At 36.4% G+C, this 21,990-nt stretch carries 15 protein-coding genes; 3 read left to right on the top strand and 12 right to left on the bottom strand.

Annotated features, from left to right (window positions below; all coding sequences use genetic code 11):
- From AC1DPK_RS32610 to AC1DPK_RS32645, 8 genes are all read right to left on the bottom strand, one after another.
- On the bottom strand, positions 1 to 340 hold a 340-nt coding region (locus AC1DPK_RS32610), incomplete at its 3' end, for a sugar 3,4-ketoisomerase (RefSeq protein ID WP_477512860.1).
- A 456-nt stretch (positions 341 to 796) separates the two neighbouring features.
- Positions 797 to 2,761: a YfhO family protein gene (locus tag AC1DPK_RS32615; protein WP_477512861.1), complete on the bottom strand. Its 1,965-nt coding sequence runs from the start codon at positions 2,759 to 2,761 to the stop codon at positions 797 to 799.
- A 150-nt stretch (positions 2,762 to 2,911) separates the two neighbouring features.
- Positions 2,912 to 5,494 carry a hypothetical protein gene (locus AC1DPK_RS32620; RefSeq protein WP_477512863.1) on the bottom strand — a complete coding sequence of 861 codons (2,583 nt, stop codon included), beginning with the start codon at positions 5,492 to 5,494 and terminating at the stop codon, positions 2,912 to 2,914.
- The gene (locus AC1DPK_RS32625) at positions 5,491 to 6,858 is read right to left on the bottom strand and encodes a mannose-1-phosphate guanylyltransferase/mannose-6-phosphate isomerase (protein ID WP_477512864.1); all 1,368 of its coding nucleotides are present in this window, start codon (positions 6,856 to 6,858) and stop codon (positions 5,491 to 5,493) included. Before AC1DPK_RS32625 ends, AC1DPK_RS32620 begins: the two co-directional genes overlap by 4 nt.
- Positions 6,858 to 10,115, bottom strand: a complete 3,258-nt coding sequence (locus AC1DPK_RS32630) for a glycosyltransferase (RefSeq protein WP_477512865.1) — start codon at positions 10,113 to 10,115, stop codon at positions 6,858 to 6,860. Before AC1DPK_RS32630 ends, AC1DPK_RS32625 begins: the two co-directional genes overlap by 1 nt.
- A complete protein-coding gene (locus AC1DPK_RS32635; RefSeq protein WP_477512866.1) occupies positions 10,112 to 11,017 on the bottom strand; it encodes a class I SAM-dependent methyltransferase in 906 nt (301 codons plus the stop codon). Before AC1DPK_RS32635 ends, AC1DPK_RS32630 begins: the two co-directional genes overlap by 4 nt.
- Positions 11,018 to 11,030: 13 nt before the next feature.
- Positions 11,031 to 12,293: an ABC transporter ATP-binding protein gene (locus tag AC1DPK_RS32640; RefSeq protein ID WP_477512867.1), complete on the bottom strand. Its 1,263-nt coding sequence runs from the start codon at positions 12,291 to 12,293 to the stop codon at positions 11,031 to 11,033.
- 17 nt (positions 12,294 to 12,310) lie between these two features.
- A complete protein-coding gene (locus tag AC1DPK_RS32645; RefSeq protein WP_475443650.1) occupies positions 12,311 to 13,105 on the bottom strand; it encodes an ABC transporter permease in 795 nt (264 codons plus the stop codon).
- A gap of 282 nt (positions 13,106 to 13,387) precedes the next feature.
- On the opposite strand from AC1DPK_RS32645, the gene AC1DPK_RS32650 reads away from it, so the two are divergent.
- From AC1DPK_RS32650 to AC1DPK_RS32660, 3 genes are all read left to right on the top strand, one after another.
- Positions 13,388 to 15,649, top strand: a complete 2,262-nt coding sequence (locus AC1DPK_RS32650) for an O-antigen ligase family protein (RefSeq protein ID WP_477512868.1) — start codon at positions 13,388 to 13,390, stop codon at positions 15,647 to 15,649.
- 207 nt (positions 15,650 to 15,856) lie between these two features.
- On the top strand, positions 15,857 to 16,870 hold the full coding sequence (locus AC1DPK_RS32655; RefSeq protein WP_441876316.1) for a peptidoglycan DD-metalloendopeptidase family protein: 1,014 nt from the start codon (positions 15,857 to 15,859) through the stop codon (positions 16,868 to 16,870).
- Between the two features lie 5 nt (positions 16,871 to 16,875).
- Entirely contained in the window at positions 16,876 to 17,322 is a 447-nt protein-coding gene (locus AC1DPK_RS32660) for a bactofilin family protein (RefSeq protein ID WP_441876313.1), read from the top strand.
- A gap of 83 nt (positions 17,323 to 17,405) precedes the next feature.
- Here the strand turns inward: AC1DPK_RS32660 and AC1DPK_RS32665 are convergent, their stop codons facing one another.
- The 4 genes from AC1DPK_RS32665 to AC1DPK_RS32680 form a co-directional block, all read right to left on the bottom strand.
- A complete protein-coding gene (locus AC1DPK_RS32665) occupies positions 17,406 to 18,200 on the bottom strand; it encodes an ABC transporter permease (protein ID WP_076268918.1) in 795 nt (264 codons plus the stop codon).
- The gene (locus AC1DPK_RS32670; RefSeq protein WP_441876309.1) at positions 18,193 to 19,113 is read right to left on the bottom strand and encodes an ABC transporter ATP-binding protein; all 921 of its coding nucleotides are present in this window, start codon (positions 19,111 to 19,113) and stop codon (positions 18,193 to 18,195) included. Before AC1DPK_RS32670 ends, AC1DPK_RS32665 begins: the two co-directional genes overlap by 8 nt.
- Positions 19,114 to 19,632: 519 nt before the next feature.
- Positions 19,633 to 21,015, bottom strand: a complete 1,383-nt coding sequence (locus AC1DPK_RS32675) for a sugar phosphate nucleotidyltransferase (protein ID WP_441876303.1) — start codon at positions 21,013 to 21,015, stop codon at positions 19,633 to 19,635.
- A gap of 50 nt (positions 21,016 to 21,065) precedes the next feature.
- Positions 21,066 to 21,506, bottom strand: coding sequence for a PilZ domain-containing protein (locus AC1DPK_RS32680; RefSeq protein WP_441876300.1), 441 nt, complete (start codon positions 21,504 to 21,506; stop codon positions 21,066 to 21,068).
- Between the last annotated feature and the right edge of the window lie 484 nt (positions 21,507 to 21,990).

Below are 21,990 nucleotides of genomic sequence, written 5' to 3' on the forward strand. Positions count from 1 at the left end.
ATTCTGATGCAAGTACTAGCAACACACAATCAGTAGAAAAATCATACATTTCGTGCCAATCATTTGGCTCAAGAAGAAGTACTTTTGTAGGAGAATCCAAAATAATATCCGACTTTCTATTCGTATTATCCAAATAGACTTTGCAACTACCTGATACACATATTAAAGCTTGTCTAGTTCTATGATGTGCATGATATCCACGACGCACACCTGCTGCAGTACCATAAATATAAAATATACGCTTCATTTCAAAGGGTATCGTATTATTTTCTTCGATTACGGTTAGTAAACCTCTTTCATCGCCTAGTTCTTTTATATCAATCACTCTAGAAGCAATCACTTTAATCCCCCTCGTAAAATGTTTTCTTTCATTCTTTTCACAGCTGTACCAAACAATTGAATAGAATGCACTTAATTACTATTTAGTACCCTAACTGGAGGTAGAGGTCGAAACCGTATCAAAGCACACATGGTCGAGAAATATAAATCGAATCCATGGTTTGAAAAGAAGCTTTAACCGCTTTACCTCCAATTAGAAAGCTGTAGTAAATCATCTTTCTTGTATACAATTTTAAATCGCAGTTCTTAATCATACGCTCTTATGACTACTCCATATCCGTAGTCACTTGATGATCCGTGTCTCCATCGCAACGTTTATAGTCTTCTAAGACCTAAATGGAACAATGAAATCAACAAGCACATCTTAAGATGTTTTTTATTCCCCTTTCGGAACGAAAGGCACTTCTTTTTCAATCTATTATACAACTGGAATATTACGTTAATTTTCCACTTGTTATCATTTACAGTTACTAATACGCTTATAAATTAAGTAAACTCCATAAATAGATAGCAAAATCCATGAAACAAAAGAAATCCATGCTGTAACTATTGTATTTATCGGTTTAAACTCAAACGTTATACGGTTACTTCCAGCATTCACTTTTGTCCCGAATATTCCTCCTACAAACTCTTTAAGATCAGTATTTTCATTATTAACCTTAACTTTCCAGCCTTTGAAATATGTTTGTTGAAGTATTACATATCCGTCATTTTCCATGTTTATCTCAATCGAGAGTTCATTGGGGCTATAATCAATATAAGAAGGTGCCATTTTAGAGGACTCATCTGTAACATCTAGTTGTCCATCTAGAGTTTCATATACTGATTTATTATCTACTGCATAAATTACCGGATTATTCTCAATCGGTAATTTATTGCTTTGATATGCCTCAGTAAATTTATTCAGCTCAAAACTGCCTACATACCCCCCTGTTTGAAATTGTTTTGTAAATATTGTATAACCCATTACGTTTGGGTACGCTACTGTGAATTTATTATCAATTTTTACTGGAGCAGAATTATTATATAGCTCTTTAATTTCTTCTTTAAAAGCATGAGGACGTTCTTTAACTCCAATTGTATATTCCTCATTTCTAAATACACCAATAAAACTAAATATTATTGTCGAAATACATATTATTGTCATAAACGCTTTTACTTTCACATGAGAATATAGTTGTGAAATTATTAGTAGTATCACAGTAGTGATTCCTAGCTCAGATAGTGTAAATCTAGGAATGTTAATTGTATTAATTTTTAATATGTAGATTAATATAAAGAAAATTGTGATTACACAAAACACCCATGTAAAAATTTTAGTAATTCTCTTGAATAAATTAAATGCCTCTATTTTATTAACGTTATATATTTGCTCTATATTCCCTATGGCCAATAGAATCAAATAATAAAAATAAAGGTATCTAAGTCCAGCAGGAAATCTAAATGAACTCATACTAGGAACCAACTCATAAAAAAGTCTATAAATAAATCCATTATCCCCCATAGTTAGTAACACAGAAAGAATGATTATAAATACGAGAAAATATTCATTTTTCTTGTTCGGTCTTTTGGAGAACGCAAATATCAAAATAGGAAGTGAAATATAGACATTAGTCATTGATAAATTAATATCTTGTCTTGCGGTATGAATTAATTGTATAAATACTGGCGATATGAACCCTAACCAGTGCCATAGATTTAAGGAAGCGCCTGTAGCTAGTTCCCATGGTATTTCCTCTCTAGTAATTTTCCCTACTATTTCAAGAGTTGTATAAATACTAACTAAACCAAATAAACATGCAACGAAGAAAACAATAAGTGCACTTTTGATATGACTGATTAATATTTTCAATTTATTTTCATGTGAAAATAGATGCTTAATAATAAAAACATACTCAATTAAAATGAATAAAACACTTAAAAAAATAAATGGAGGATAATTATTTAATATAATTAAACCTAAGGTTACACCAATTAATATAGAAAATTTTATACTTTTACTACTTTGATGATTCTTGACCCACATTCTAAATGAGAAGTGCAATAAAGGAAATAATACCATTGCCACTAAAAAAGTTAGATGCTGCGCATTGCTTACAAATTGGCCACAAGTAGCATAAGCGATACCGCCAACCATACAAAGCCAAGGTTTTTTCACTGATATATACAAAGACATATACATAAAAATCGCGGCTAATAATATAAGTATTACATATTGAAGTTGCATTATATACTGTGTATAACCAATAAGTCCAAAAACAATTGTTATCGGTGACCATACTGATACACCTATTAAATGTGATAGAGGGACACCTCTATAAACAAATGGTTCCCACAGCGGTAATTGTCCTTCTTTTAATGCGTCAGACACTGCTACAGAAAGAGGAAAAGCAGCATCATAAACATCCCACTTTAACCACAAGTTTCCTAAGAGTATAGGATTATAAATTACGAGTAGAACTATGATCATAATAAATATTGACATTCTAAGAGGATAACGATTTAAAAAACTTATTACGTAATTCAAAGTAACACCCCATGGTTAATTTATTCGATATAATAAGCATATTCATTATTTAAATATTAAGTCTTTAATAACAATTCCTAATTCTCTACTATCCTCATTTCTCCCAATTTCTTTTGGGATAAATGATTTATTTAATGAAATAGTCAAGTCTACATCTGTAACTAACGGTATTTCTTTATTTATTTCTACTGTGAAATCTCCTTTTTTTAGAGTCCATATTTTTTTTTCTTGATTATTGATTTGTACTGATAATTCTATATTGTCAAAAATATCAGGAACTATTCCTTTGATAATTAACGTTCCTTCCATTCCACTTTTAAAGACTCCATTAGCTTCTTTTGCAATCCATCTGTAGTTTGATTCYTTTGGATACCATCCCTCTAATAACTTAGCAGTATCAAAAGAATTCGTAATTCCCGTAATACTTTCAATGTCTCTTTGATCGATTTCCAATAAATAATAATTTGATGTATCAACTCTCTTTGTGTTTGGAGATTGCTCAAAACCATTAATAATAGCCTTCACTCCTTCATAGCCTTCAACATCGCCTTTTGGCATAATTATATATTTCACATTAGCCCACTCTAAATACTTTTTAAACTCTTCACTAGAACTAAATAATTCAGAGTTACCATACCTAGAGCTCATATGAGGTATATCTTCATATCTACACGATAATTGATTCAAAAGTTGTTCTTGGCCTCCAGTAGGACGCAAAAAACTTATACAGTTTGCTGTTTCATTTTTCTGCGATAAATATGTTTCAATCTCTAATATTCCTTCACCCTCGAATAACTTCAATTTGGTATCGTACGATTCTAAATTCGACTGTGTTATATCTGAAGAAAATTTAGATGTTCCGTAACTCCATGAAAAATGTGAAACCATCATCACATAGGATTGTACTGGGATAAACATTATCATACTAATAATGATAACTTTTCTAATGTTCTGCGATATTACTTTAATCAACACAAAAAATGCAATCAAAGTAAACACTACTACAGGAATGTAATAGTTACCGTCCCCTCCATAAGGCAACGTAGAGATATTATATATTCCTGAAAGCATAATGGGTAAAAAAACAATGAATAACGAATACTCTTTAAGCTTCATTTTTTTATAGTATGAGAGTATAACTATTAAACTAATTATCCAAACAAACAAGTATAAATTACTAGGCCATACCATAACATAATGGTTATATCCCTGTGGATCAAATAATATTTTAGCCCAATGATGCAGCAAGCTTTTATCATCGCTTAAAAAGAACTCGCTATTGGATCCTAGAAAAGGATACTTAATTTGAAAACCTAATTTGGCCCAAAGGCTACCTAGTAACGGATAAAAAGGATAGCCTGTTAATTTATAAGTCCTATAACAAATTGCTAATATAATAAATACGGATGAGAGAAGCAAATAACACCCTAATACTTTTTCGTTAAAGACTTCTATTACTTTCAGTTTTCTATCTTTAATCTTTCTAACTATAAAGAGCAATACAAATCCGAATATTAACAGCGGAATATACATTACACTTGTGATTTTCCCGCCTAACGATAAGATGGATGATGAGAGTCCTAATATTAATGGAAATAAGTGATTATCTTTATTCCAAATCCATAAGTAATATGCTGCAGCTATTATAAAGAAAACAGAAAAAATATCTGTTTTAGCTGTTGAAGCCATATTCGCAATTGCTGGAACGCTTGCCAATAGTGCAAGAATCAAAACACTATAATTACTATTATTGGTTACATATCTACTAAACAAGAATATAACTATCAGCACAAATGCATAAAAGAGAATATTTACTGACAGTACAAAGCTATAGTCACCAATATCAGAGAGGGGAACAGCGAATAATTCGAACAACTTTGGATAATAGTGGACAGCCATAACCATTCCAATATTATCGAAAAAAGAATTGTTCCCAATAAGAACTTGTTCAGGTCTCAATCCATACCACAATGAATCATAATCTAATGCTCTATTTGTCTTGGCAAATTGCATCATTATTATAGTTAGCACAAAAGATAAACCAACTTTACTAAACTTACTGACACTGTAGGCATTTTTCAGTATATAAAAAGAAAGTGGAGTATATACTCCCTTAAAAAGACTGCATATGTACAAGCCAATTGTCATTATTCTTAAATGATTAAATTCACCAAACCCACATGCAGATAAAACTATTGCAAAAAGACACCATGTGACAAAACCGAAAATAAACAATTGAATATAGGTGTCGAGTGTAATCAATTGTTTATTATTTTTAAATATCCTCCACACAAAATGCCCAATCGATATTATCATCTCAAAGTATAATACAGCTAATAACGCGGGAAGAAAAACTTGATGTAATTGCAAATAAATCAACATAAGTATGGGTACTAAAAATAATGCTCTAGTTTTATTTACATGTATAAGTATCAAAGCAATCAAAATAAAAAATACGATTAGTTCAAGTCCCCCCTGAATAGTTTCGGGTTGAACCATATGCCATTTATAAACATCAAACAATATATTTTTGATAGCAGTTATATTGAAAACCACACTCAATGTAATCAATATTGTTGAAACTACTATAATATTCATCTTTTCATTTAAAATTTTCATGATTTTCACCGAACTTTCCCATTCTTTCGGACCACATCATCTTCCTCAACATACTCCCCTGCCTGTACCTCAATCAGATGAAGATCTATTTTCCCTGGATTCTCCACTAAGTGCTCATCACCCATTTTAATAAACGTTGATTCATTGGTTCGAAGTAAAGACTGCTCGCCATTTACCGTAATTAGAGCCGTTCCACTAACGACGATCCAGTGCTCATTCCGATGAAAGTGTTTTTGATTGCTTAACTTTTGACCTGGTTTAACAACCACTTTTTTTATTTTGTAATTTTGCGACTTATCTAATATAGTGTGATTGCCCCACGGTCTGTATGCTGTTACATGATTGTCACTCAAATTTGACTTTCTATTCTTCAACTCATCAACAATTTGTTTCACCTTTTGTGAAGACCCTTGCTTTGAAATCAATAGCGCATCCGCTGTATCGACGATTATGAGATCATCCACATCTACTGTAGCAACTATCCTTTCATTTGAAACAATTAAGTTCCCTGAAGAGTTGATACTAATATGCTGCTCTGTAATCGTATTACCATTTTCATTTTGCGGTAGTTCATCATACAACGCTTCAAAGCTGCCCAGATCTGACCAACCGAAATTTGATGGTACAACCTTTACAATACTGCTTCGTTCCATAACAGCATAATCTATGCTATCTGCTGGAATCGATTGCATATCATTTGAATGAATTCTACAGATACCCTGATGTTTATATGATTTATCATATGCCGTAAGAGAAGCTTTATAAATATCGGGAGCATGCATCTGTAGCTCTTTCAGAAACACTCCCGCTTTGAACATAAATATTCCACTGTTCCAATAAAAATTTCCGAGTTGTATATATGTTTCGGCGAGCTTCCGATCAGGCTTCTCTTTAAAGGAAAGCACTTTGTTGCCATCCGCTTCAATATATCCATAGCCTATTTCAGGATATCCAGGCGTAATTCCAAAGGTCACAAGATGTCCATCTTCTGCCAGTTGTTTTGCTTTATCTAAGCAAGAATAGTATTGCACCTGATTTTTCACGATATGGTCTGATGGTGTTATAAGCAGCAATTCATCCTCATCCACTGACAAACATGCAAGTGCTATTGCTGGAGCCGTATTTCTCCCCACTGGTTCAAGCAAAAACTTAGCTTCTTTCATTTGAAGCTCATCTAAGTGATCTAGGGCTAGAAAATATTGCTCTTCATTCGAAACGATTAACGTATTTTCGCAGATCGTATGATTACGTTCCACAGTCATCTGGAATAATGAACGATTGGACATGAACTTATTAAATTGTTTTGGATAAAGCGTTCTAGAAACGGGCCATAATCTGGTCCCGTTTCCTCCACACAAAACTACATTTATCATTAGGAATTCTCCTGATTTGTGATGTCTAAAGATAAGATTTCCTTTGCAGCTTCTACAGTAAAATATTTTTCAACGTAGCCTATTGAAGCCTTCGAATTTATAGTCCATGTATTAGCGTCATTGTATATTCTAATGACAGCATTAGAAAATTCATTCTCATGATTCGTGACTGTTAATACACCATCTATCTCTTGCAATCCTTCAGCTCCAATTGAGGTTGTTACAACTGGTACCTGATGATACAATGCTTCAACAACTTTTCCTTTAACTCCAGCACCGTAACGCAACGGAACAACGACGACTCTAGAAGTAGCATAATATCTTTCTAATTCATTATCAGTAACATAACCTGTTATTATAATGTTACTAGATTGCTTTTGGATCAGATCATCTGGAGGATTTGATCCAACGATAAATAACTTGATATCAGGGATGCTCATCTTTATTAGAGGTAAAATGTGATCAATAAACCAAACGATACCATCATAATTCGGTTTATGATTAAAACCGCCAACAAAGAGGAGATCATTTCGGTCTGAAAACCCGGGTACTAGGCTATTCACCGAATATACGCTGTCATAAGGAAATAACGGAATATTCCTAATCGGTTTATCTAAAATTTGCTCCTGAAGTACTTTTTGTTCGTAGGAGCCTACAACATGAATAACATCTACAGCATGAAATAACTTAAACTCGGTCTCTTTCCACTCCATAGAAGATTTTAATAGACTCGGATTTTTTGTTATTTCATAATTCCGCATTTCACGGAGATAATGAAGATCGTGACCGAAATAAATAATCTTAGCTTTTGTATGCATTTTAAAGGTGTCTATATACTTAATTGATATATGAGGTCGATTCAAATAGACGTAATCAATATAACTGCCATTAGTTTTGATCCATTGGTTTATATTTTTAGCGTACCAATTTCCATATATGACTTCTATTCCGATTTGTTGGAGCTCACTTGTATAAGGCTCATGTCTATAAAAGTTATCTCCAATGAAAATCACGCGAAAACCCATTGAAACCATGAGCTTCATATATAGATTAGTACAGCGTCCTCCCGCATCCTTATCATAGTGAGGAACATAATGATCTACTACAACAATTGTTTTTTTATATTTAGACCGGTCACGCGCTAAAAACACATGCTCCGCGTTTGCAAATTGATCTCTCTTCAATTCGCCCTTCCACTTTTGAAGAAACTTTTCTTTGTTCGTGACCTGGTAGCTTTTAATTCCACTACCTGTATCTGTCCCATGAGAAATGCCTTCAAAATGAACAATTACTGACCTAGGCTGCAACATTACTTTATAGCCAAGGCTTCTTATTGCAAAAGCCAAATCTGTGTCCTCAAAGTATGCAGGAACATATTGTTCATCAAATCCGCCAAGTTTAAGCCATAAATCATGTCTAACCAAAATAGCGGCACCAGAGATATAGTCTACCTCTTTCACATAACTATATTCCGATTTATCTGGATCATCTAATCTTCCGAAATTCCAGCCGCTAGCATCGTTCCAGATGATTCCGCCTGCTTCTTGCTGTCTGCCATCCGGATAAATAAGTTTCGAACCCACCATCCCAATGGTATCGTCTGATTCAATTAATTGTAGTAAATAATCTAACCACTGATCTTGAACATTTGTATCATTATTTAGAAAGAAGATATACTTCCCTTTTGCATGTTTTGCAGCATTATTGCAATTCAGAAGAAAACCGCGATTAACACCATCTCGGATAACCGTAATATTTTTAATATATGTCTCAATATTTACAGTTTCATCAGTAGACATATCATCTGCTATTATGATTTCGTAAGATAACCCTTTTGTGTTTTCTAATATAGATGCCAAGCAGGCGTAAGTATAACTAAACTGGTTGTAAACTGGAATAATAATAGATACCTCTGGATCTGCTTGAAAATCAAATTCCAGTTTTGAATACTCATAGTTATTAAACAACTGAATTGGCATTTGAGGTTCACTCGAAATTTGGTGTCTATTCATAAAGCTATCAATCCGATGCTCAACTAGACTAGCCTCTTCTGAACTCAAGTAATATTTCAGTTTCTTTAAATTTGATTTATTTAAATTATTAATTAGCAATTTTGGGTTTCTAAGAAACCTCGAAAAAAGTTTTACAGCCAATCTAGCTTTACTATTAGAGGGTATAACCGAGTCCCGAGTTTTATAATATGTTTTTAATAATCGCCAACCACTTGATTTATAAATGTTTTCTAATTCTCGTTCTTGAATAAGCAGTTGTTGGATATGTCCCTCTTTATTAAGAATAGATTGATTTTTCTCAGTTATGAATAGTTCCAATGCCTTGATTTGGTCTATTTGCTCATCTATTGTTTTCTCAAGTCTTTCGGCTCTTGAATGTATATTTCCAAGTAAAACAAAGCTTTCTTCTAATTCACTATTTTTATTAAATAATTCAATGTTTTTATGCTCAATATCTTGCTTCAGTTTTAAGTTGATATTCTCAAGATCAGCTAAAGTAATAACATTATTTTGCACCTTTGATGCATTTGAAAAATGCCTTGATTCACCGAATACATAGTTTTGAAAACCAATTTCCATCTCCTTAAATTGTTCAATGTGTTCCTCTTTTATGCCCAAATATGTATATATTTCAGATATGCTAATAAAACCAAGTAAATTTCCCTCATACTTGCTCAAAAACTCTGTAACACTTCTAAACATTACGAATTCTACAGGTAAGTAAAATTTGAATACCCATTCATAATCTATTACTGTCAATCGTTCACCGTCAAAAGTTAAATTATCGAATGTTAAATCAATATTAATGGGCTTAAGACATAACACATTCCGAAGATTCACTTTCTTTTTGAACACATTTTCAAACAATTGTTCTGATTCATAGTTTTCGAAAAAGACCGTATCTTGTTTATGAATCATTTGCTTGTAGATACCAAGATAATTTAAAAATAATTTTTTATTATTATTTAACATTGATTTATATAAATAGCTTTCTAATAATGGAGAATCTGAGTATTCAAAAGTAATGGAATCTCCATCAAGCTCAGAATTCGCTATCTGAACTGCTTTCATTGTATGTTTTAAAGTATTATAATTATCAAACATTAGGTTAATATGATGAAACGCTTCAGGGTTTAATGCTTTTTTACGAGTAAAAAAAACACCTGATTTTTTATAAATAATCGTTTCTGTCTGGAATTCAGGCAAGCGTTCTCTATTATATTTCGTAAACAATATATCCATCATTCATCACCTTGCCTAGAAAAAGTTAAAAAAGAATTTGCGAAAAACGGAAACTGATTATTATCAACAATATTGTTAAATGTGCTTTGTTCATTAAATAATAGATAGCGGTCCCGATCATAGTTAGGTGTCGTTCTTATATCGCCCGGCTTAGGAAGATAGAGATCTGAATATATTTTGTTAGGTAACTTGTAATCAGGTAGCGGATAATAAAACCGATTGCTCAATAAGCCGGATTCATAAAGAAGTTCTTCTAACTCATTTCTACTGAATGTTTTAACACCATCATTTTGTAGATATCCTTCAACACTTTCGAACAGTTTTCCAGAATGATCTTCTCTAGCACCAGCCCAGTATTTTAACCCRAATTTATTTTCGATGGCTACTATTAACATTCCATTCGGTTTAAGTAAGGATCTAACTAATTCCAGAAATTTTTTGTGTGGCTGTACACCGTCTATATATTTTCCAGCGTATTCTAATACACCTATTAAAGTTATATAATCGAATTTTTTTTCAAAATGTATATCCTCAATATTACCAACTATAATCTCTAGATTCTCTTGTTTTTTACATCTATGCGAAATGATTTCGGCTCTTTTTTTCGACAATTCTACCGCTGTAACATCATGTACCTGTTTACAAAATAGACCCGTTAAAGCACCGCAGCCTGCTCCAATTTCCAATAAAGAAGACTCTTTTTCAAATGGATACCATTGCAATAAATTCCACCTTAATGGAGACAAGTGATAAAGTATGGGCCATCTCTTATTATCTTGAAGAATACTTTCATATGAATCATATTTTTGAACGATTTCTAGCAATTCATTTTCAACGTCACCATCACTATAATAATCACTGCCACTATAGTATTTTAGGTTTAACTTCACACTATTCCGCTCCATAGTAACCTCTTCCCTAACCCAAACGTTCGATATGAATATTGGTATTTAAATTTGTTATGCCAACAATGGATTTAAATAAAACAACTCTAAAAAAAATAACGTCATATAATCGATGATAAACAACCAGTTCATCCCCAACATATCCTGTACAGCCTAATGACAGCATATAGTCTCCATGCTGCAAATTTAATTGATGAACAAAAGTAACGATTACTTCATCACCTTGTCTATAATCTCCAGTCAGAACACTGTCATACCAAGAATTACTACCTGCTATTTCAAGACCTTTTACATCTTTAATCGTATACGCAAAGATTGGGTTTGAAATATCTTGATGAAAATGGATTTTCATTTTAAATGTAGTCATTTCGTCACTTTGTAACGTTGTATTTAATTCATTTGCTTCATTGAATATGCCATAGTCTACAATTTCAATTTGTTTGTCGCCATATTCCAATCGATGAGGATGTATCTCCATCTCACCTTTCCAATTAGAATTGGATTCTTTCGTTATGTCTTTAACATTATTACGTGTTGTACTCTTAGTTATAATTTTTTTGAAAATATCTACCATTTCTTTAGGAGATCCTTGATTAATTAGTTCTCCTTCATTCAAGACAATAGCTGAAGTACAGTATCTTATAATACTGTCTAATGAGTGAGTCACAAATAAAATTGTCTTGCCTTGCTCTTTAAACTCATCAAACTTACGATAACACTTCGCTTGAAAATGAATGTCACCTACTGCTAATGCCTCATCTACAATTAAAATATCAGGATCAACATTTATCGCAACGGCAAAAGCTAATCTGGCAAACATACCGCTTGAATATGATTTGACAGGTTGATTTATAAACTCACCGATATCGGCGAAAGATAAAATATCATCTAATCTTGCATCCACTTCTTCATTACTAATTCCCATGATTGTTGCATTTAAATAGATATTCTCCAGACCAGTATACTCAGGGTTAAAACCAGCCCCTAGCTCTAATAAGGCCGAAATTCTTCCATTTACATTTACGCTTCCTGAAGTAGGAGTAAGAACACCTGTAATTATCTTCAACAAAGTGGACTTCCCAGATCCGTTTTTACCGATAATTCCAAGCGCTTCTCCTTTTTTCAATGAAAAGCTTACATCTTTTAAAGCTCCAAAGTCTTTATGATATTTTTTCTTCACAGGATTTAATGCTTCTTTTAATCGATCCGAAGGTTTGTCATACAATTTATACTTTTTAGTTAGATTACGGACTTCAATTACAAACTCATCGCTCATTTACATGTTCCTTTCTATTACAAAACATCTGCAAAATGCGGACGAAGTTTTTTAAAGACAACTGTACCTACAACTAAAACAATTAAAGTAAAACACCAATAATATATTGTAAGATTTGGATACTCCCAAAACCATTTATGATAAATAAAAGAATCCCGATATCCTTGTACAATGTAATAAAAGGGATTTAACTTAAAAAAGAAATGAAATCTTTCAGGAACCATTTTCAAAGAATAGAAAATGGGAGTTAGCCAAAAACCGAATTGTATCATCACTGATATAATCTGACCTACATCCTTTAGAAATATAACTAATGATGAAGTAATCCATGAGAGCCCTATTACTAGAATAATTGCTGATGCTAAATAATAGATTACCTGTAAAGAATAGATCGAGGGAAAGTAACCGTATAACGCAAACATTACAATCATAAATATCAAGAAAAATAAATGTATATACAAAGCTGAATATACTTTAACTATGGGAAGAATACTTACTCTAAAGACTACCTTCTTCACCAAATAACTATTATCAACTATCGAATTTGTTGAGTTTTGTATACTATCAGACACAAAGAACCATGGGACCATTGCACTTACTAGCCACAAAATAAATGGAAAATTATCAATTGGCACCGATTTAAATCCAACCTGAAAAATAAACCAATATATAATAATTTGAATGGTTGGTTGTATAAATGCCCACAGAACTCCTAAAAAAGATCCTAAATATCTAGCTTTAAAATCGCGTATTGAGAATTCCCAGATAAACTTTTGTATATTCTTAAAATCTCTAAGAAAGCTTAAAACCATCCTTAATATCCTCATTTCTTTAAACGAAAATCTTGACTAATCTACCCCTGCTATCTTACCAAAATTCCTCCCACATTAACACCTTATTCTACCTTTACACCGAATAAATTGTAGAATTTTTCCGATTCCCTCTCTATTTCGACAAAACCTCATATTCTACAAATTTGTAAACTACATACAAATCGCTTGTCCTAATATAGTAATCTACTCCCCCATTTGTTAAAATACAAATAAAGCTAAATGTTTCATATCTACATAACGATGGATGAGGAGTACATACGAATGAGTGCACGGAACAAATCAAAAAGGAATACGAACACTTTAAATGCTGATTTTGCGCTTTTGAGGTGGATTGGGGCAATTGGAATCGCTCTATTTCTAGTCATCTTCCCCTATGAGAGAGCATTGTTTAACGGCTACGAATTAAGCTTTGAAGGCCCTATTTATGGAGCACTCATCTTCGGTTACGTGATGCTTGCCTTTACTGCATTTTATGTGTATCGCAACTCACAGATGAACAGTTATCGCGGAATTTTGTCGATTGCCGTCATGCTGCTTCCCTTCATTTATTGGTTGTCATCATTACAGGCGGTTTCAACCTATTATGCGAAGTTTATGACTCTCGTATTTTTCCTACTTGCTGCTTTATTCATAGGCGCTCTGTATTTTGCAGAAAATAAGCTAACCCGCAAAACGATTGAATACGCGGTTATGCTCTCTTCTTATTTAATTGTTCTATTTGGTTTACTCAACCTTTTTGGTCAACTCTATTATAAGGATGCGCTATGGCTTGCACATGACGGCTACCGCCTTTCGTCGGTATTCCAATACTCAAACTCATACGCCGGCTTCCTAGTCGCTTTATTTCTAGTTAGTTTGTATTATGCAGTTCACTGCGTGCGTCCATCTGCAAGAATCATTCATGCTGCCATGCTTGTACCGATTTGGATTTCATTCATGCTCACATATTCACGCGGTGCAATTGTTATTATTCCAGTTATGCTGCTTATTGTGCTGCCTTTCTTACGCTTAACGAAGCAAATTACATACATCGTGTTTATGGGCGTATCTGTAGTGGTTTCCATGGCTGTCCTTGGAAAACTAACAACGATTGCTGATAAAATAGCTACACTAGTTCAACCTACTGAAACGAAAGCGCCAAGTACAATTTCCTTGTTCAGCTCACTGCCTATGCAGGGCTGGGGATTACTTGTGCTCGGCCTACTCATTGTTACTGGCCTTATTATGCTTTACCATGCCAAAGCTGCTAATTTCCTAGAAACGAAGCTTACCAAGCTTTCTTCGTACAAATGGTCTTTTGCGGCTGTGCCTGTCATTACTATCGTACTTACTGCTGTAGCAGCGATCAGCCTTCTTGGCAGCAGTGCTATTCGCGGCCTGCTTCCTGACAAAATTGCTGCACGCTTTGAAAATATTAACCTCCAACAGCACAGCGTTTTGGAACGTTTAACCTTTTACAAAGACGGTCTTCGTGTAGCTGAGGATTACCCACTGCTTGGAGGCGGTGGCGGCGCTTGGCAAGCCATGTTTGAGCAATATCAGAATAACCCTTATTGGAGCAGACAAGCACATAGCTTCTTTGTACAAGTTCTTGTGGAGAGCGGTTGGCTTGGTCTATTAGCAGTCGTCGGACTGCTCGCGTTTGTATATTTTTTATACATCCGATCCTTTATTCGTTATCCCGAGCTTAGAGGCAGCCATTTTGTCTTTTTCATTTTTTCTTTGGCGCTGCTAGTCCACAGTGTGATCGATTTTGATATGAGCTATATTTATATTATCTCTCTCGTCTTTATTTCTCTCGGTTGTATGCTTGCTCCATATAGCCACAAGCTAATAATCGAACGTATGAATGGTAAGCTTAATAAATCTTGGCCAAAAATCGCATATCCAGCGGTTATGGCGTTATTGTCTATATTCCTTCTAGTCATTGCGATTCGAGAAACTAACGCAACTAGTAACTATAATAAAGCTATCGATTTGGCAGTTGGGCAGCAAACTTCTTTAGAACAACTTCTGCCTATACTTGATCGTGCCATTAAGTCTTCACCAACACAGCCTTATTATAAGCTTACGAAAGCTGACTGGCTGGAGCAGGCTTATAAGCAAACGAACACCGCTACATTCCTTGATCAAGCTCTTAGTACTGTAAAAGAAGGCAGAAAATATGATCCTTATAATCGAAGCCTTCTAATGTCGGAATATCGTTTTCTGCAAGAAAAAGGGCTTTTTGAAGAGTCGCTAGCAACGATTAATGAAGGCGTCAAAAAATTCCCTTGGGATATCAATCTATATGAAGCTGCGATAACCTCATACGCCAAAGCAAATCAAACTGCACTTACAGAAAAGGATGAAGCTAAAGCAAATCAATATGCTCAGCAGGTTGTCGATCTCTCTAACGAAGTTAAAAGAAGAATCGGTCAGCTAGCTTCACTTCCAGCCGAGCAGCAGCAAGGACGTACATTTGCAATGACACCAGGTATTGAGGAAGCAGTTGCCCAAATAGAGCTTGCTTCGGCACAATAAAGTGTTGTAATGATCTCGTATTACAAAGACTGCCCGCTTGCACAATTCATGTGCGACGGGCAGTCTTTCTCGTTTCATACAAGTTTCACGCAAGTTTCTTGTATGTTTCACGCAAGTTTTATGGCATGTTTTACTTCGTTTAAGAATAAATAGCAATAGAACGTTCTGATCGTTTATAGCCAATCTTAAGTAGGAAGGAGAAGTCTATTGAAACGAGTCCAGAAGCCAAAATGGTCTTTTGTCGTGCTGCGCGGCGCTGACAAAACCGTTAAACAGTTTCACGTTTCAAAGCGATCGGTCTTTGCCGCTCCAACAGCGGTAGTAATAGCGGTTACGGGCTGTATTGCGGGGCTTCAAATAAAGTCGGCCTATGAAATGAACCAATTGGAAGAACAGATGTCACAACAAGACGAACTATTTGCCCAAACCGTTTCCGATAAAAACGAAGCTATTGTCTCGCTGCAGCAAGAAATAATCGGATTGTCAGAGCAAGCAAATGAAATGAAAGAGAAAATCGATGATCTGCAGCAGCTCGAACTAAAGCTGAAGCAATTTATCGCAAACTATGGCAGCAAACTTGAGACCTCTACCTATCTGACGCCAATAGACAAAAGTGAGACAACTGTAAAAATTCTTTCCGATACTTCCTCAACAGGAAATCGGAGCTTTAACGATTCGAAGCAAAGCAAACAGTTTGTTTTGCTCGCACAGGAAACAGGACTTCATCTCGCCGATTTGCAACGGATGGTCGAGACGATGGAGGATTCATTAACGTTGACGCTGCAGCTCGCACAAGCGACGCGAGTCTCCGTTGATGCTTATCCTTCCGGCTGGCCGACACGCTCCAAAATGCTGACCTCTGGATTTGGTTATCGAAGAGATCCTTTTACTGGACGAACGGCTTTCCACGCTGGACTAGACATCACTGGCAAGCTAGGAGATCCCATATTTAGCGCAGCAGACGGCACTGTATCGGACACTGGCTTCAATAACTCACTGGGCAAGTATATTATCATTGATCATCTCGGAGGCCTGCAAAGCGCCTATATGCACTTAAAGGAAATCGAAGCGAAAGAAGGCGACACCGTCGTTCGAGGCGAAAAGATTGGTTTGCTCGGATCGAGCGGCAGAAGCACTGGTCCGCATTTACATTTCCAAATTATGCAGAAAAACGAGCCTGTTAACCCTTTACCATTTTTGTCATTAATAAAGGAGGATTAATGTTTATGTTCAAGGACCATAAGCGTCTGGCAGCCACTGATACATTAATTGGCCAAGGCACGATAAGCGAGGGCCGGCTAATTTGTGAAGCAAGTCTTCGCATTGAGGGGGAGCACCGAGGCGATATCGAATGCAAAGCTGACGTCATCATTGGAGAATGCGGTCTTGCTCGCTCGAATATTACGGCGCGTGATATTACCATTGCAGGAAAGGTGTTCGGAGATATCGTCACCAAGGGGAGGCTAATCATTACTTCCTCCGGCACGTTAACGGGGGCAATTACAACCCAAACACTTATCATTCAAGATGGCGGCAAGCTGAATGGCAACTGCTACATGGAGCAAGCAGCTGACAGCAAAAATCGTGTGCCAGTAGAATCCGATCCACCACACATCATCGGTAAAGAAGCAGTAATTAAAGAATCCAAAGATAAATCTCGCCAAGCAGGATAATACAGCAAAAAAGCCGTTCTACATGTGCATGTCTTCCGAAGAAGCAGCATGTATAGAAACGGCTTTTTTAATTCATCTAAAATCTAAGCTGCAACATCGCGTTTCTTAAAGGTATACCATGTAATGGCGATGAAAAGAGCATAATAAACACCGAGCACCACAAGCGAAAAGCCTAAGGTCATGCCCTCTCTCATCGGATTTCCATCCAAGTATTGCGTTAGATTCAAATGAATAAACAATAGATAATCGATCCAATTGTAATCGAGCATCGCAATTAAACCAATAAAGCTGTTCACGCCTAGAAGAAGAAACAATGCCATACCAATTGCTAAACCGCTGCTGCGGAATACAGTAGAGAGCATGAACGCAAGCGTTACGGTAACAACAAGCGAAATTAACGTTAAGCCATAATACTTAAGCATATACGAAAATGGATTCGTTCCTTCATCTCCAACGAAGGTTGGCTTTATATCCGGCGACGCATTAATGCCGAAGCAAATCCAGTTCACGAATATCGTCGTAGCAAACAGTACAATAGCAAGCAAAAGAGCGAATATCATGATCGAAATATATTTAGACAACAATATTTTCGAGCGTGACCAAGGCCTGATAAGCAAAAGCTTGATGGTGCCACTCGTAAATTCCTCAGCAACGCCGCCAGCAGCGATGACTACAGTAAAGATCGTAACGAGCAGAAACAAAATGGAGGATTCCATAAAAGCAACATCCCACATCGAAGCATCTCTACCGCCGAATATTACCCATAAAATAGAAATCGCCAGAACTAACAAAACCAATATACCGGTCATCACCCATGTGCGAGGACGACGGTAAATTTTCATATTCTCATTTTGAATAAGCGGCAAAAAATTACCCAATTCGTTCCCCTCCTGTCACTTCTAAAAATTGATCTTCAAGTGTCTTAACCTGTACGCGAATGCCATAAACCTTGATTCCAGCATGAACGAGAGAAGCATTAATGGCAGCTGTGTTTTCCTTATCCGTCTCAACCGCTATGGCATCTTTGCCTTCAAGCACCGCGGAAAAGCCAGATGTGAACAGCACATCCATCGCTGCCTGCTGACTGTCTACTTCAATAACAACACGGTTATGTACTTTAGCTGCATGCTCACCCTTAATGGTTCGCACGTCTATGAGCTTGCCATTTTGAATGATCGCGACACGATCACACATAAGCTCCATTTCAGATAATAAGTGGCTCGATACAAATACAGCAATACCTTCTTCTTTGGAAAGCATGCGCAAATAATCACGAAGCTCTCTTATCCCTGCCGGATCCAAGCCATTCGTAGGTTCATCCAAAATAAGCAGTTGGGGTTTATGCAAAATAGCCTGTGCTACGCCAAGCCGCTGCCGCATGCCGAGCGAATAGGTTTTCACCTTATCCCGAATTCGCCCTTCAAGACCAACAAGCTTAACAACCTCATGAACACGATGCTCTGTGATGCCTGGAATCATTCGTGCATAATGAATTAAATTATCATAGCCGCTCAAGTATTTGTACATTTCAGGATTCTCAACAATCGCTCCGACATGGCGAATTGCCTTTTCGTATTCCTTCGTAATGCTATGTCCTCCAATAGTAATTTCACCATCTGTGAGCGACATTAAGCCAACCATCATTCGAATCGTAGTGGTTTTACCCGAGCCGTTGGGACCAAGGAAACCAAATACTTCCCCAAGTGGGATATCAAGCGTTAAGCGATCAATAATCGTTCTGCCGCCGATTTTTTTGGTTACATTTTTTAATTTAACAATAGGCTGATCCATATTTGTGCTCCTCCTTCAAAAATCCAAATCCTATTCATTATAAACGATTAAGGAAACAATTGGTAGTTTACAAAAAAATACACCTCTACTCTACAGTTAAACTGTAGGGCAGAGGCTCTCATTATCATTTGTGCGATAGGGCTGTATAACATGTTCGGCAACTTTCGCATCTGCACGAAGGAACATTTTATAGTCATAGTTACTGGTCTTACCCGGCGATCCTACTATAGCATCCAGCCTATCCTGCTCCACGCTGCATGTTAAGCAATAACCCATTGGATGTACCACTCGGAAAAATCCTGTTCGAAACAAAATATCTGCTTCAGGACTTAAAAGCATCTCCCCGCAACTAACACAATAAAAACGGTCCTTTGAACATATCATTCGATAGATCGCTCCCTCTCTCTTTCGTAATGATTGTATCAACCTCAACATTAAAAACGGCATTAAGCGTTAAATGGCAGAAGTTCTATCATAACGTCGATTTGCAATCCATCCCAAACATGCTTTAACAGCATATTATACACTATTTAATTGACTAGTGATTTCATCCCATGTCGTTCCAAGCCTTATAATGTCATCCTCATTAATCTGTTTGCCTGTTTGAACCTCAATTAGCTCAACGTCCGTAATTGCCCGCAGGCTGTGCCTCGTTCTCTCCGGAATCGATACGGTATCGCCCGGCTCAACATGACGGTACAGATCATCCAGAATTAGCACTCCCTCTCCTGAGATAATGGTCCACGCTTCTCTTCGCTTAAAATGCATTTGATAGCTTATATTTTGGCCAGCTGCAACAAAAACCCGCTTTGTAACACAATGAGTTCCTGATGACAAGACAACGGAATCAACAATTTTGGAATGTCCCCACCTGCGCTCCTCATACTTTGGACGCTCATTCATGAGTTTAAGCTTCGCATCGAGCTCATTACTCGCATTTTTGCTAGTAACCAAAATGCCGTCGGGACTTGCCGCAACAATCACATTCGTAAGCCCAATAATGGAGATAGGAATGTCCAGCTCATTGATGAGCTGGGATTGCTCGCTGTCATCCGATATTTCGCCCATGCCTAGTCGTTCAAAGGCCAGCTCCTCGGATAATGTTTTCCATGTGCCAAGATCTTTCCACTCACCGTCGTAGCAAATAACTGAACGAGAGGTTTCTTTTTGCGATACTTCAATTTCGAAACTTGATTTAGGAATTTTCGTATACTGTTTATATAGTTCATCATAATGGATAGGCAGCCTGCGATTCATGAGCAAAGTAATCATATAATCAAGCTTGAAAGCGTAAATACCGCTATTCCATAACGCTCCGCCTTTTATTAATTGATTAGCTTCAGCCTCATACGGTTTCTCTTTGAATGAATGTACTCTACGTTCATAGCTGTCATCATCATTGCTGTGCCGATTGGCTTCTGGAACGATATATCCATATTGCTCTGACGGATAACTTGGCTTAGTCCCAACCATAAGCAGCTCAGATTTGCTTTCTCTGATCAGCTTTGGAAGTCCYCTTATACATGAGAAAAAATCACAGCTTACATAAGCATCAACTGGTATGACAATGACCGTTTCATTTAAAGATACGCCCGCGATTGAATACAAATAAGCAGCGGATAACGCTATCGCAGGAAACGTGTCACGCTGCTCAGGCTCAATGATAAGCGGTGCTTTTACACCAACCTGTCTTTGTAAAATCTCCACCTGCTCACGGCAAGTCGAAATGCGAGAATGCTCCTGCAAATCCGACTCTTCCAACTGGCGCCATATACGCTGCAGCATTGATTCCATGCCGCCGTTTGGACTCTCCAGTACAGTTAAATATTGTTTTGCTCGACTACTATTCGACAAAGGCCATAATCTCTTCCCAGATCCGCCTGATAACAAAATAATTTTCAAGGCATGTCCCCCTTCTAAGTTGTTATTGAATTCTACTTCCTATCAGATCGTTAACTACTGTAATACAGCCGTTTTGTATTCAATAATCTGCTGTATAAATAATGAATTTTTTTCTGCTGTGGCTGACTTTCTAATATTTCTTGGTTCATGACACCAATAATAAGAGAGCGAAGTGTATTCGAGCATTCAAATAACACGCCATGAGCGAATTGATTATCTTGTTTCAAATTCCAAACGATCCGACCGCGAATCATAATCTGCACATTCGAAATCGTCATTCGAAATTCAACAAGATAATTGGATTGAATCGGTAATTGCAAGCCGGATAAGAAGCATAAACCATTTTGGCTTAAATTAAGTAGAAGTACTGTAGTCGTAGACGACGTCAACAATTGTCCATCTTTACTAATTAGCCGCAGCTCTGCCTTAACGCCCTCTGTAAAGCGTAGCCTAATGTGGTTGCGCGAGGCATCATTTGAATTCATCGCCATGCTTAATTCCTCCATCATACCTAATAGCAATAACAATCCTTGTTACAGCTCAAATACTGGACTCCATTTCTATTAATGCCTATTCATCTAGCAAGAAATCTATTTCAAGTACAGTGACGGCTGCGTCCCAAGCTCCCTCTCCGCTATCCATCTCTACTTTATCTCTTAACCTCTGACCAACTACATATAAATTACTAATAATGATAGATATATTAACATCATTATACCCGAGTCCGCGGATGGAATATGTCGGTTAATGGGCGCGGCTTTCTTCTAATTTGGTGGCATTTTGTCGAAAAACAAAAGGGACTGTCGTCTGAAGTAATGAAGCTACTTTGATATGCTCCCCAAATAGTAGACAGGTGAAATAATAAAAAACCTGTTGCTATGAGGGGAGCATTTTCATGTCTAAAGTTAAATATTCCGCATCAGAGAAACTTACCATAATCGGAGAGATCGAAAGTGGTGAACTTGGCTCTATGGC

This window comes from Paenibacillus sp. 01T424, from assembly GCF_056398745.1.